The 13,420-nt window shown below is 73.2% G+C and carries 9 protein-coding genes; 6 read left to right on the top strand and 3 right to left on the bottom strand.

The genetic code is table 11. From position 1 onward, the window contains the following. Positions 1 to 448 precede the first annotated feature (448 nt). The 3 genes from BCL76_RS36485 to BCL76_RS36475 all read left to right on the top strand — a co-directional run bounded on the left by BCL76_RS36485 (position 449) and on the right by BCL76_RS36475 (position 3,336). On the top strand, positions 449 to 928 hold the full coding sequence (locus BCL76_RS36485) for a DUF2199 domain-containing protein (RefSeq protein ID WP_258310130.1): 480 nt from the start codon (positions 449 to 451) through the stop codon (positions 926 to 928). 122 nt (positions 929 to 1,050) lie between these two features. Then, positions 1,051 to 2,562, top strand: coding sequence for a hypothetical protein (locus BCL76_RS36480; protein WP_258310129.1), 1,512 nt, complete (start codon positions 1,051 to 1,053; stop codon positions 2,560 to 2,562). A 351-nt stretch (positions 2,563 to 2,913) separates the two neighbouring features. Beyond that, the gene (locus tag BCL76_RS36475; protein ID WP_181382882.1) at positions 2,914 to 3,336 is read left to right on the top strand and encodes a subtilase-type protease inhibitor; all 423 of its coding nucleotides are present in this window, start codon (positions 2,914 to 2,916) and stop codon (positions 3,334 to 3,336) included. Positions 3,337 to 3,582: 246 nt separating this feature from the next. On the opposite strand, the gene BCL76_RS36470 is transcribed toward BCL76_RS36475, so the two are convergent. Further along, positions 3,583 to 4,008, bottom strand: a complete 426-nt coding sequence (locus tag BCL76_RS36470; protein WP_109783737.1) for a hypothetical protein — start codon at positions 4,006 to 4,008, stop codon at positions 3,583 to 3,585. A gap of 269 nt (positions 4,009 to 4,277) precedes the next feature. Here BCL76_RS36470 and BCL76_RS36465 point away from each other — a divergent pair, with 269 nt between their 5' ends. The 3 genes from BCL76_RS36465 to BCL76_RS36455 all read left to right on the top strand — a co-directional run bounded on the left by BCL76_RS36465 (position 4,278) and on the right by BCL76_RS36455 (position 10,487). Then, a complete protein-coding gene (locus BCL76_RS36465; protein ID WP_109783734.1) occupies positions 4,278 to 7,133 on the top strand; it encodes an AfsR/SARP family transcriptional regulator in 2,856 nt (951 codons plus the stop codon). 233 nt (positions 7,134 to 7,366) lie between these two features. Further along, on the top strand, positions 7,367 to 8,584 hold the full coding sequence (locus BCL76_RS36460; protein WP_181382881.1) for a 4-hydroxybenzoate 3-monooxygenase: 1,218 nt from the start codon (positions 7,367 to 7,369) through the stop codon (positions 8,582 to 8,584). Positions 8,585 to 8,714: 130 nt separating this feature from the next. Beyond that, positions 8,715 to 10,487 carry a methyltransferase gene (locus BCL76_RS36455; RefSeq protein ID WP_109783731.1) on the top strand — a complete coding sequence of 591 codons (1,773 nt, stop codon included), beginning with the start codon at positions 8,715 to 8,717 and terminating at the stop codon, positions 10,485 to 10,487. Positions 10,488 to 10,508: 21 nt separating this feature from the next. Here BCL76_RS36455 and BCL76_RS36450 read toward each other — a convergent pair whose 3' ends face one another. Beyond that, complete coding sequence (locus BCL76_RS36450; protein WP_109783728.1) at positions 10,509 to 11,399, bottom strand: hypothetical protein; 891 nt, start codon at positions 11,397 to 11,399, stop codon at positions 10,509 to 10,511. An 88-nt stretch (positions 11,400 to 11,487) separates the two neighbouring features. Continuing rightward, a complete protein-coding gene (locus BCL76_RS36445) occupies positions 11,488 to 13,332 on the bottom strand; it encodes a siderophore-interacting protein (protein WP_109783726.1) in 1,845 nt (614 codons plus the stop codon). Between the last annotated feature and the right edge of the window lie 88 nt (positions 13,333 to 13,420).

Raw genomic sequence — 13,420 nt, 5'->3', positions numbered from 1 at the left:
CCGCCCACTGCTCATCTGAAAGATCCCCTCGCCCCACACCGAGATCATCACGGCACAGGGCGAGACACGGACCCCAGTTCTAAAACACGGCCTAGGCCCCTCCGCGGACCGGCCGGAAGCCGCGGGTGTGGAGCGGCTTGCAGACCGACCGACCGACCGCCGCCGATCCGTTGCCGGGGCAAGCCCTGGGCGTGCCTTTCGCGATCAGGCCGGGCTCGCGGCGTCCGGCAACGCACGCTCACCGCGTTGTCGTCGGTCGTCGACTCCTCCGGCCACCGCGGGGAGGTGCCCCCTCCGCGTCGGCTCCCTCCGCCGCCGTGCGATCGCACGCACCGGACGCCGCTCCCTGATCCGGCCCGATCCGAAAGACACGCCCTAGGCTCCCCTCATGACCACTGATCACGGATTCACCTGCTCGTGCTGCGGCTCCTCCCACGCCGAGCTGCCCATGAACTACACGGCCGAGGCCCCGGCCGTGTGGGACCCGGCGTTCGCCGAGGCCGACGACTGTCTGCTCTCGTCGGACCAGTGCGTGATCAAGGCCCAGCACTACTTCGTCAAGGGGCTGATCGAGATACCGGTCATCGGCCGCGACGAGGTGTTCTCCTGGGGTGTCTGGGTCTCGCTCAGCCGCGAGAACTTCTCACGCGCCGCCGATCTGTGGGACACCCCGGGGCGGGAGTCCGAGCCGCCGTACTTCGGCTGGCTCACCACCGAGCTGCTGGTGTACCCGTCCACGACGCTCAACCTGAAGACCCACGTCCACACCCGCCCCCTGGGCCGGCGCCCCTCCATCGAGCTGGAGCGCACCGACCACCCCCTGGCCGTGGAGCAACGGACGGGGATCACCCTGGACCGCGTGCGTGAGATCGCCGCCGCCGTACGCCGTCCCGCCGACGGGGAGGCCGAGCCCGACCCCGAGTCCTAGTCCTGGTCCGAGGCCGCCTCCGCGTAACCCGGTGACACGGCCTGGTCCGGGGTGGAGAATCGGACGCACGGGGACGTGGGGCCGAGGGGGCGGGGGCGCTGATGGGTCGGACACTGCTGCGCGTGGGGTTGGTCGTTCTGCCGGTGGGCTTCGTGCTCTGGTACGGCTCGTACTACACCACGATCGCGGTCTGGGAGTTGCGCAAGCTCGTCGCCTGGTTCGCCCTGCCCTTGCTGGCCGCGGCGGTCGCCCTGGTGGGTGTGCTGGTGGTCCGACTGCTGCGGCGTCGGTCCGGGCGCGGCGCGGGCGCAGGGAACGCGGCCGCCACCCTCGGGTGCCTGGGCGCCGTCGTCGGGTTGGGCCTCACCGTCGGCTGGCTGGTGTACGGCTCGTACCTGCAGGACCGTGCGTACATGGCCACCGCGCAGGTCGTCACCGAGCCCGTACCGGCGCTGGCGGCCCGCGTGCCGTACGTGGCCGGCAAGGCACAGGCCGCCCCGCACCTGGGCGATGTCACCGGCGAGATCTCCGACATCACCTACCTGCCCGACTCGGACCGGTTCGCGACGCTGGTGGAGCGCCGCGGCTGGCTGGCCGGGTACGAGGTAGGCCTCGTGCAGGACGTTCCGCTCGGCGGCGAGAGCCGTAGCCAGGAGCGGTGCGCCTTCGACGTGTCCGCGGCCGACGCCAGGATCAGCGGCTGGTTCACCCACAATCTCGGCAGGAAGATCTCGGCCGAGAAGCGCTGGGTCCGGTTCGAGGCCGACGACGCCTACGTGACCTGCTCGGGCGGCACACCGGTCGTCGTCGTCCCGCTCAAGCGACAGACCGGGATCCTCGTGGTGACCGAGCGCCCCGCCGGCGTCGCGCTCTACGACGGGCGGACCGGAAAGCTCACCATCACCACCGACACCTCCGCCGTTCCCGGCCCGTCCTACCCGATCAGCCTCGCCGCCCGTCAGCGGGAAGGGACCGCCGCGGTGGGCGGTTTCAGCGACTGGTGGTTCGAGCGCAGCGGATGGGACGCCTCCGAGGACGGCGCCAACGAGGGCAACGAGTCCGAGTTCACCCTGCGGTACGTCCAAGAGGCCGGGCGCAGCGCGTACGTCACCCCGCTCACGCCCCAGGGCGAGGCCAGTTCGGTCGTGGCCGTGTCCACGGTGCCCACCCGCCACCAGGGCGGCGGACTCGCGCCGATGACCGTCCATCGCCTCGATCCGGCGTGGTCGTCCCCGAAGGCGCTCGTCGCCCTGATCAAGGCGGAGTACCGGGACGTCTGCTGCTACAACGACGACCAGGTCTTCGAGGTCGTACCGACCGGGGGCGGGACGTGGACCGCCACCGTCGGAAGCGAACAGAACGTCCGCTACCGGGTGGAGGGGAAGGGCCAGGTGGGCGGGCGTGAGGCGACCTGCCTGAAGGCCGCCGACGGAGCGCTCATCCGGTGTGCGTACGCGGTGCCCGGATCCCCCGAGGAGCAGGAGCTCACACGGCGGGAGCAGCAGAAACAGCAGCAGGAGGGCGCGAAGAACCCAGGGGATCCGGGCGACCTGACGGGCTATACGAACGAGCAGCTCGCGGAACTCCAGCGCCGGATGACCGAGGAGATCGGCCGCCGTCTCAAGGCCGGCTGACGGGACCGAGCACGCGAAGGCGGCCGCGAAGCGTGGGGGCTTCGCACCGTAGCGATCCGGTCACCCTGATGGGCCGTTCGGTGAACCGGGCATGGCCGCCACCTGGGCCGCAGGTGCGGGTGGCGACGTCACACCGGTCGATGTGCCGCGCTCCCGCATGCTGCGGACCAGCGGGCACCCGGCGGGAGCTGCGCGAAGTGCCCCTCGGGCGACCGACATCCGAACGGACTGTCCGTAAATCGACCGCCCATGTGCGATGCACCTTCACACCTGGCAGGCTCAGGGCCAGTTGAGCGCTACATGAAAGTTCTAGCGCACCAAACATCCTTCGAATCGAAAGTAGGCCTTGTCATGCGTCGCCGTTTAGCCACCGTCTCCGCCGCCGCTCTCCTCTGCCTCGCAGGCACCGCGGGCGTGGCGGAGGCGAGCCCGACGAGCCTGTACGCACCCTCCGCCATGGTCTTCACCATCGCCCAGGGCGACGCCGCCACGGGCACGGTCCTGCGTGCGGCCGTCCTCAGCTGCGCCTACACCGCCGAGGGCACGCACCCCGACCCCAGGGCCGCGTGCGACGCCCTCAACGCCACCGGCGGCGAGTTCGACAGCCTGCTGGCCGCACCCAATCCGGGCCGGGTGTGCCCGCGGCACTACGACCCCGTGACCGTCACCGCGGACGGTGTATGGCGCGGTCAGCCCGTCGCGTGGAAGCACACCTTCTCCAACGCGTGCGTGATGTCCGCGACCCTGAACGACAACACCCTCTACGCGTTCTGACGCGGGGGCTCGTCGCGACTCGCTGCGGCGCGTCACGGCTCGTGGCCGCGTCGGGGGGTGCGGCGCGGGGGGCCGTGGCCGGGCCCGGCGGCCGCCTGGGGTGGCGGTGGCCGGACCCGGCGGGCCGGCGGTCAGGCGTGGGGGTGTGTGGGGGCGCCTGCCGCCGTGCCAGGGACACCCCCGTCACGGGTGTTGTTCCGTTCTCTCCCTGGACCGGCGGGTGGCGGCTCGCCGGGGATGCGGGGGTCAGTTCTGCCAGGGAGTCCAGCTGCCGCTGGTCAGGCGGTGCCGGGACCAGCGCTCGCCGTCCATGCCCACGATCGAGATGGTCGGGTTCCAGGTGTTGTTGCCTTCGATGCGGACCCCACTGCGCACGGTGCCGCCCATGGAGGTCCACTCGCTCCACGAACCGCCTGCGTACTGCCAGCGGGTCCACACCGCGAAGTCCGTGCCGACGATGAAGACCTGACGGTTTCCGGCCGGGTACGTCAGCCAGGCCTCGCCGTACTCGCAGATGTAGTCACCGCCGAGGCCGGACACGTGGCAGAAGCCGGCGGCGGAGGCGGGCGCCGCCGCCTGCGCCGGGGCGGCGGTGACTCCTGCGAGGGCGGCCCCGGAGAGCGCGAGGGTGGTGATCGCGAGGGCGGACCGGCGGAGGATGGCCAAGGTCATGTGTGTACTCCCCAATCGGGATGACGGAACGACTCGACGCCCCGAACACTTCCACCGGCCGCCAACGATGCTCTAACGGCCCGCTAACGCTCCGCCCACAGGGTCCGTACCGCGCCCTGACCTCATGCGTTCGAGGGCGGCATGGGCGTTCCACGATTGGCCGAGGCCGTACTCATGTCGCCGGAACCATCCGACTTATCCTCGATCAGGGGCCAGCTGTACATGGATGGAACGGTACGAAGCGGTACGGAACGACAAGGGTGGGATCTGTGCAGTTCCGCGTGTTGGGGCCGGTCTCCGTGACGACGGCGAACGGGACACCCCTCCCGCTCGGCCCTGCCAAACGCCGGAGCCTGCTCGCCGTGCTGCTGGCCCACGCGAACGCGCCCGTGGGCGTCGAGCGACTCACCGAGGCACTGTGGGACGAGGAACCGCCGAAGCACGCGCGCACCGTGCTGCAGGGACATGTCTCCCGGCTCCGGGCGGTGTTGGCGCAGCACGACGCGGCGGCACACGGCGTGGAACTCCTCACCCAAGGGGCGGCGTACCGGCTGTGCCTGCCCGAGGCACTCGTGGACGCCCACCGGTTCGAGGAGTCGCTCCGGCTCGTCCGGCGGAGCGCGGACCCGGCGGAGGCCGTGGCGGTCCTACGCGAGGCGTTGGGCCTGTGGCAGGGACCGGCGTTCGCCGGGATCGTGCACAGCGCACCGCTGGAGGCGCCCGCGCACGCGTTGGAGGAACTGCGCCTTTCGGCCGTGGAGGCGCTGGCGCGCGCGTACGGGCGACTGGGCGACCACGGAGCCGCCGCGTCCGTACTGCACGCCGAGGCCACCGCGCACCCTCTGCGGGAGCCGCTCGTGGCACAGCTGATGCTGGCCCTGGCCCGGGCCGGCCGGCAGGCGGACGCGCTGGACTTCTTCCACCGCACGCGGAAGCTGCTCGCGGACGAGATCGGCGTCGACCCCGCACCGGTACTCACCGACGCGTACCGCACCCTCCTGCGCACCGATGCCGATGCAGCTGCCGACGCCGCCGCCGCCGAGCCGGGTACGGACACCGGCGCCGAGACCGAGACCGATGTCGATACCGGTACCGGTACGAGTACCGCCGTCGGTACCCCCGCCGATGTCGATGACCGTGCCGACAACGAGACGGCGGCCCGGTCGCCGACCGTCCGCCGGCCGCACGGGACGGCCATGGCCGCAGAGGCCGTCACGCCCCAACTGCTGCCCCGTCGGCCTCGGGGCTTCATCGCGCGACAGGACGAACTCGCGGTCCTCGACCGCGTCACGAGCGCCTTTCCGGGCCCCCTCGTCACGCTCACGGGCACCGCCGGCGTCGGCAAGACCGCGCTCGCCGTGCACTGGTCGCACCGGCGCCGCGCCGACTTCCCCGACGGCACCCTCTTCGCCGACCTGTGCGGCTTCAGCCCCACCCCGGCCCGTGACACCGTTGCCGTGCTCCGCGAGTTCCTGCTGGCGCTCGGCGTCCCGGTCGAGCGGATGCCGGGCTCGCCCGCCGCCCTCGGGGCCCGCTACCGAGAACTGACCACCGGGCGGCGACTGCTGGTCGTACTGGACAACGCCGCCGGCTCCGAGCAGATCCGCCCGTTGCTGCCCGGCGGGGACGACTGCGTCACCCTCGTCACCAGCCGCGAACGGCTCGACGGCCTGGTGGCCACCGACGCCGCTCGCCCGGTGACCGTCGGCACCTTGCCCGCCGCCGACTCGACGGCGCTGCTGGCCGCCGTACTGGGCCCGGAATCGGTGGCCGCCGAACCGGAAGCCGCCGCCCGATTGGCCGTCCTGTGCGACGGACTGCCGCTCGCGCTGCGCGTCGCCGCCGCCCGGCTCGCCACCCGGCCGCACCGGGGCTTGGCCTCCTTCGCCGGTGAACTCGCCGACGAGCAGCACCGGCTGGACCTGCTCGAGGCGGAGGACACCGGCGTCGCCGCGGCGCTCGGCCTCAGCCTGCGGCATCTGCCCGAACCGGCCCGCGGACTGTTCCACCACCTCGGCCCGCACACCGGCGCCACGCTCGACACCGCCGCCGCTGCCGCGCTCGCCGACTGCCCGCCGCCCCAGGCCGCCCTGGCGCTCGACCAGTTGGCCGCGGCCCAGCTGGTCGTCGAGACGGGCCCGCGATCCTATGTGCTGCACGATCTGGTGCGCCTCTTCGCCCGCAGCCTGGCACCCGGCCACGAACCCGCCGGGCTGCTGAGGCTGCTCGACCACTGGGTGCAGACCCTGCTCGGGGCGTGCGCGGCCGCGGAGCCCGGCGGCGAACCGTGCTGCGCCCTGCCGGCCGGGGCCCGGCTCTCGGCCGAGATCCGCCCGTTCGCCGACCGGACGGCCGCGCTCGCCTGGTACTCCGCCGAACGCGGCACCTTGCGGGCAGCGGTCGAGTCCGCCGTCGCGGCGGGCCTCCACGACCGGGCCTGGCGGATCGTCCTGCTCCAGTGGCCGCTCATCGTGTGGCAGGTCCGCGACGGCTGGGTGCCGCTGCTCGAACAGGGCCTGACGTCCGCGGAACTGGACGGCGATCCGGCCGCCCAGTCCCGGGCGTCGGCACTGCTCGGCTGGGTGCTGTCCGAGGAGGGCAGGCCCGAGGAGGCCCTGACCCGACTGGAGCGGGCCCCCGACCTCGCGATCCGCGCGGGGGACGTCGCCGGGGAGGCGGTCGCCCGGATCAACCTCGCCGTGGCGCTCATGCGGCACGGAGACCACGAGCGGCCCGGCGCCCTGTTGGCCGAGGCCCTCGCCCTGGCCCAGCGGGCAGGCCTCACCGAGACAGCCACCCTGGCGCACCAACACCTCGCCCAACACCTGCTGTCGGTCGGCTCCGCAGCCGAGGCCGCCGACCACGCGGCCCACGGGCTCACGCTCGCCGCGCCTCCGCTGGCGGCCCCACGGCGCGTGGTTCTGCGTACCCTCCACGGCGAGGCGCTCGCCGCCGTCGGACGTACCGGCGAGGCCGTTCGACAGCTCCGCGAGGCCATCCGAGAGGCCCGGGCCAACGCCTACGAGGAGGGCGAGGTCGCCGCGCGGGCGGCCTTGGACGGGATACGAGCCACGCCCCGGCGGATCGCCGCCGGTGCGAGTTCCGGCACCTCCGGCCGCACCTGACAGGTCCCGCCGAGGGCGCTGACCCGCTGGGCTCGCTCGTGCGCGCGCCGGGGGCGTAGCAGGAGAGCGCGCCCACCTTCGCGCGCCCGGAGCGCACCACCTCTCAGCTGCGGAAACGGATCCCGGACCCACGGTCGCCGGGCGGCCACGCGCATGCCGATTGTCACTCTATTCCTACCTAGGGATGGTTCAGGTAGGTGTGTGGATCTTCGCGTGCTTATGCTTCACCCGCTATGACGGAAAGTCACAAGTCCCCCACGTTATGTGAGTCAGCCGATGTGGTCGTCCTCGGCGCCGGCCCCGCCGGGCTCGTTCTCGGAATCCTGCTGCACGCCGCCGGGATCGACAGCGTCGTCCTGGAACGTGCCTCCCGTACCCAGGTCCAGGCCCGGGCCCGCGCGGGGTTCCTCGCCCCGAACACCGTGGAGATCCTGGACCGCCACGGCCTCGCCGACGGGCTGCACCGGAACGGCCGCCGCCACGGCACGTGCGAATTCCGCACGCCGGACGGCCGGTTCCGCCTCGACTACGGCGCCCTCGGCCAGGGGGCGCAGCATCATGTCTACCCGCAGCAGCACCTGGTCACGGACCTCCTGACCCACTACCTCGACCTCGGCGGACGCATCCGCTTTTGCACCGAGGCGCTCGCCGTGCGGGACACCGACAGCACCCGGCCGTCCGTCATGACGCGCGAATCCGACGGCCGCACCACCCGCTGGACCGCCCGGTACGTCGCCGGCTGCGACGGCCGGTACGGGGCGGCCCGGCGCTCACTTGCGCCGGGCGCCGTCCGCCACCACCGCTACGACCACGGGGTGACCTGGCTCGGCCTGCTCGCCGAGGCCCCGCCCAGCCTCGACGCCGTCGGCTACGCCATCCACGACCGCGGCTTCGCCGGACACATGGCCCGCACCTCGGAGGTCACCCGCTACTACCTCCAATGGCAGCGCGGCACTCCCGCCGACGCCTGGCCCGAGCAGCGGATCTGGGACGAGCTCGACGTGCGGATGGGCGCCGCGGACCACGGCCCGCTGCGCCGGGGCACGCTCCTGGAACGCGGGGTCTTCGACCTCACCTGCGACGTCGTCGAACCGCTGCGGCACGGCTCGCTCCTCCTGGCGGGCGACGCGGCGAGCCTGCTCGCGCCGGCCGCCGCGAAGGGCGCCAACCTGGCGGTCCTGGAAGCCGAGATGCTGGCCGAAGCCCTGACCGATGCCCTCACCCGGGGCGACACCGCAGGGCTCGACACCTACTCGGACCGCTGCCTGGCGCACATCTGGCGGGCGCAGGAGTTCACCGGGTGGATGACCCGGCTCCTGCACGCGCCCTCCGACCGGGACCAGGATGCCGGATCGTTCTTCCAGGCCGGCCTGCGGCGTTCCCGGCTCGCCTCGCTGCGCACCTCGCGCATCCACCAGGACTGGTTCGCCGAGAACTACGTCGGCGTGTGACCGCCGCGGGGCCGGCCCCGTACGGCTCGCCCGGACCCTCCTTCCGCACGCTCCACCCCCTCCACCCCTTCCGCCCCCGCCACCTGCTTCGCCCTGCCCAGCCCCGTACCGGCCCGAGGACACCTTCACGATGACGACGACCCTCCCCGACGAAACGTTGCTCCGGGACGACACCGCCTGCCTGCGCGCGGCAGCCCGGTTCGTCCGCGAGCACGACAGCGCCGCCCTGCTCCCGCACCTCCTGCCCGGACTCGGCGGCCCGGACCTACGGACGCTGGCCGAGCACTGCCGGTTCGCCCACGCCGGACTGCTGCTCTTTCCGCCGGACTCCGACGGCCTGCGGGCCCAACTCGTCGACTGCGGACTGGCCGTGGACACTCCCTCCCACCCCAGCGTGGTGGTCCGGGACCGGCTCGCCCGGCGCCACCGGCGGGACCCGGCCGAGCTCGACGTCCGGATCCTGCGCCCGCCGGTGGACGGCCACGACGGGGAGCGGCGCGCGGTCGAGGTGTTCGCCCTGACCGTGCCCCCGCACTCCGACCTGGAACCGCTCGCCGCCTACGAACGCGTCCGCCGGCACGAGGCGCACCTCGCCTTCGAGGTCGAGCATCCGGAGCCGTTGGCCCTGCGCGGCCTGTGCGCGATCCTCGGCCGCCACGGCGCGCGGCCCGACGGCGGTGGCTACAACCCGCACGAGGACGGCACCGTCCTCTACTTCACCCTCCCCGCCGACGCGGCCTGCGACTACCGGCGGCTGGAGCTCTACGCCCCGGGCGACCACCGCGACACCCTCGCCGCGCACCTGGACCACTCCGACCTGGACCACCGCCCCCGCGACGACGCGCGGCAGCCCGCCGAAACGCTCCTTCACCTCTTCACCGGCGCGTGGACGACGCAGGCACTGGCCACATTCGCCCGGCTGGGCCTGCCCGACGTCATGGACACCCGTACCGCGCACCGCACCGAGGACCTCGCCCGGCCGACCGGCACCCACCCGCGAAGCCTCGCCACCCTGCTGCGCTACCTGGCCATGCTCGGAGCGGTCGTCGAGCAGCAGGAAGGATTCCGCCTGACCGAACTCGGCGCCCTGCTGCGCGCGGACACGCCCGGGTCGATGCGACCGCTGGCCCTGATGTACGCGGGCCCGTTCTACCGCTCCTTCGGCGCTCTCGACCACGCCGTGCGGACCGGACAGCCGGCCTTCGACCACCTCTTCGGCGAGAACCACTTCGACCACTTCGCCCGCGACCCCGAACTCGCCGCCCTCTTCGACCGGTCCATGGCCGCGAGCTCTCGGATGTTCCAGCCGCTCCCCACCCATCCCGTGATCACCGCCGCGGCCCAGGCATCCCAGGCGGCCCAGGCGTCCCGGGCCGCGACCGTCGTGGACATCGCCGGAGGGAACGGCGAGCTCCTCGGCCGCATCCTCACGGCGCACCCGCGCCTGCGCGGTGTCCTCCTCGAACGCCCGCACGCCGTGCAGGCCGCCCGCCGCCTCCTCGACGCCACGGGCTGCGGCTCGCGCTGCGACTACCGCGCGGGCGACTTCGCCGACGTGCCGACCGGCGGCGACGTCTACATCCTGTCCCGCGTCCTGCACGACTGGGACGACGACCGCTGTCGCGAGATCCTGCGCCACTGCGTCCGTGCGATGCCCGCCCACGCGGACCTGCTCGTCGTGGAGCGCCTCCTGCCCGTCGACGGTTCCCCCTCGCTGGCCACCGCCTGGGATCTGCACATGCTGTGCAACGTCGGAGGCCGCGAACGGCGGGCCGACCACTACGCACGTCTGCTCGCCGACGCGGGGCTCCAGCTCGTCGGCCGCCGCCCCCTGCCCCTGGACGCGCACGTGCTGCACGCCCGTAAGGCGGGCGCACCGGCCGCCACCGCCCGGCGGAGCTGAGGCGGGGGACCGTACGACCGGTCACCGGTACCGGGTGCGCCGTTCCGGTTCGGGTGGGAGCGCCCGGTGGATCACACGGAGGGCGAAGGAGTTCGGGGGCTCCCAGACATGCCGGTCGTCGAACGACCAGGCGTAGACGGGGGCTCCGTCGCGCAGGCAGCCGAGCAGGTCGGGAGCCCCGAGTTCGTGGGCCGACCACGCGTAGAGCTGCCGCAGCCTCGGCGTGATCACTCCGAAATCGAGGAGGCGACCGAAGCCGATCTCCCGGTCGAGGTGGGACCGCACCGTGTCGTGGAGCGGGTACGCGTCGGGGAGCACGCGCGACAACTGCAAGAAGATCCCGGTCATCTCCACCCGGGGATCGCCGAGGAACGGGGCGAGCGGGCGCAGCCACCCGAGGGCGAGGCGGGGCGCCGAGACGAGGGCGTGGGCGTACAGCACGCGGCAGAGGACCACGTTCATGAAGAACCGCTCGGTCTCGTTCTCCGCCTCCGCGAGATCGCGGTTCTCGAGGTAGGCGGCGACCACGCTCCCGTTGTGGGCCCGGTACCAGGCCCGGGCCGTCGGGTGCTCGGCGAAGGCCCGCCAATGGTCGACCGTGCGCGCGGAGGGAGGCCCGGGAAGTCCGCCGCTCAGGCCCACGGCCTCGCAGCCGTCCCGGAGGATCCGCTCGTTCACCGCCCGCCACCAGGGACTGCCGGGCCGATCGGCGGACGGAGGCCGCAACACGCCCCGCCGCACCTGCCACCGCATGAAGGACATCGCCGCCCGGCGGAACGGCAGGTGCTGGGGCGCCTTGCCGAACGGGCCGTGGTAGCAACGCTCCATCAAGGCCATCCGCCCCGTCGGGTCGTCGCGGACCGCGGCGACCTGCTGCCCGGCCCAGGCCGCTGCCGTGACCTCAGACGTCATGACCACAGATTCGCACGAAGCGGGGCGGGTCGACGCGGCGGCGTGCCGTACCCCACCGGGCAGGGCACGGCACGCCGTCGCTCTCCGGTCAGGCGGTCGGCGCGAGCACCCACAGTCGGTGGTCCCAGCCGACGTCACGGCAGGCGCGCACCGTGAGCCCGGCCCGCTCGGCCAGCGCGGTCACGTCCTTCACCGAGCGCAGTCCGGAGCCGAAGGCCGCCGTGAGCCGCAGGTGGTGCAGGGCCGCGTCGATGTCGTCGGGATCCGCCGCCTCCACCTGCTCGACCAGCACCAGGGCACCATCGGTCGACAGCGCGGCCGCGGCCTCGGCCAGGGTCAGGACCGCGTCCTCGTCCGGCAGCCACTCCAGCAGCCGGCACAGCAGCAGGGTGCCCGCACCCGACGGCACCGGGTGCGTCTGCGCGACGAGCTCCACCCGGGGCAACACCTCCGGGTCGAGGATCTCCCCGCCCAGGACACCCAGCACCGACGGCAGGGCGGCGATCCGCACCCGCAGCCCCGGGAACTCCTTGACCAGCGCGTTGACCACCGTGCCGGCGCCGTTGCCCGCCGCGCCGAGGACGTCCACCGCAGACCAGTCGTAGGCACCGGCGACCCCGGTGGAGACCCAGCGCGCCTCGTCCTCGATCGCGGTACGGGCCGAACCGCCCAGGCGCGCGTCGGTGCGCAGCGCATCGGCCAAGGTCTCGCCGGACGCCGTCCGGCACCCGTTCGCGCCCGAACGCAGTCGCTCGGCGAGCCCCGCCAGCGACAGGTCGAAGGCGGCCTGCGCGCCGCGCAGGTCGTACTCCTCCGACGAATGGTCGTCCTCCACCAGCTCCTCGCCCACCGGCGTCAGCCGGTACCCGTCGTCGCCGACCTCGAACACCTCGATCTCCACGAGATACTTCAGCAGCGCGCCGAGCGAGCGCGGCTCGATCCCACTGCGCCGCGCGAGCTCCGCGGGCTCCCGTACGCCCTGGTAGACCAGGTCGACCAGGCCCAGCGTGACGGCCACGCGGATCGCGAGACCTGGGGCCAGGTCGGTCAGTTCGTGGAGCCTGCCGTGCGCGTCCTCGCCCTCCAGCACGTCGGGATCGGCCGGCTCGGCGAGGCCGGGTACCACCTCGGCCCGCCGCCAGTAGCCGGTGATGTGCGTCTGCTCGCGCGGCACGCCCCGGTCCACCGAGAGGTGCCGTCGGATGCCCTTGAGGGTGACGGCCTCACCGGCGGCCCAGACGAACACCGTCCCCGGCAGCCACTCCATGTCCCGCACCGCGCGCTCCAGCAGATCGCTGCGCCCGGCCGGGACGCCGTCCCGCACCAGCCAGGTGACCTCGGCCTCGGCGCGCGTCGGCAGCTCCTGGCGGTGGCTGTCCTCGCCGACCTCGACGAACACCCGGGCCCGGGTCCCCTCGGGCATCTCGTCGAGCCAGCGAGCGATCGCGGGCAGCGCCGTCTCGTCGCCGATCACCAGCAGCCAGTCCGCGCCCTCGGGGTGACCGTGCGACATCTTCGGCCCGGCGATCCAGGTCACCTGGCCCGGAGCGGCCTGTTGGGCCCACGCCGAGGCGATACCGCCGTCGTGCCGGACGAAGTCGAAGTCGATCTCCCCGGCCACCGGGTCGAACCGCACCGGCGTGTAGTCCTTGGAGATCGGCCGGCCGTCCGAGGGCCAGTCCAGGCTGCTCACGTTCTGCCGGGGCAGGACCGGATCCCGGCCCTCTTCCGCGAAGAAGAACTTCACGTGGTCGTCGAAGCCCTCCGTGCGCAGCGCCGGGAGGGACAGGCCCGCGTGCTCGAAGGCGTGCAGCTGGGGGCCGCCCAGGGTCACCCGCCGCATCCCGGGCGTGACGTCCGAGACGCGCAGCACCGTCAACTCCCTGAGCACGATGGGGAAGGTGACGACCGAGCGGGGACTACGGCTGGACATCCGACTTGCTCCTTCACATCCGTCCGGCAGATCCGGCATGCGGCCACGCTACGACGCCACGCGCGCCCCGTATCCAACCCGCGGACCA

Origin of the sequence: Streptomyces sp. CG 926, from assembly GCF_003148825.1 — a bacterium.
Classification (GTDB): Bacteria; Actinomycetota; Actinomycetes; order Streptomycetales; family Streptomycetaceae; genus Streptomyces.
Note: the sequence above shows the minus strand (reverse complement) of the source record. Positions and strands in the feature narration are given on the sequence as shown.

Coding starts and splice junctions, on each gene's coding strand:
- BCL76_RS36485 (WP_258310130.1), top strand. CDS start 449: ATGAACTACACGGCCGAGGCCCCGGCCGTGTGGGACCCGGCGTTCGCC.
- BCL76_RS36475 (WP_181382882.1), top strand. CDS start 2,914: ATGCGTCGCCGTTTAGCCACCGTCTCCGCCGCCGCTCTCCTCTGCCTC.
- BCL76_RS36470 (WP_109783737.1), bottom strand. CDS start 4,008: ATGACCTTGGCCATCCTCCGCCGGTCCGCCCTCGCGATCACCACCCTC.
- BCL76_RS36460 (WP_181382881.1), top strand. CDS start 7,367: ATGACGGAAAGTCACAAGTCCCCCACGTTATGTGAGTCAGCCGATGTG.
- BCL76_RS36455 (WP_109783731.1), top strand. CDS start 8,715: ATGACGACGACCCTCCCCGACGAAACGTTGCTCCGGGACGACACCGCC.
- BCL76_RS36450 (WP_109783728.1), bottom strand. CDS start 11,399: ATGACGTCTGAGGTCACGGCAGCGGCCTGGGCCGGGCAGCAGGTCGCC.
- BCL76_RS36445 (WP_109783726.1), bottom strand. CDS start 13,332: ATGTCCAGCCGTAGTCCCCGCTCGGTCGTCACCTTCCCCATCGTGCTC.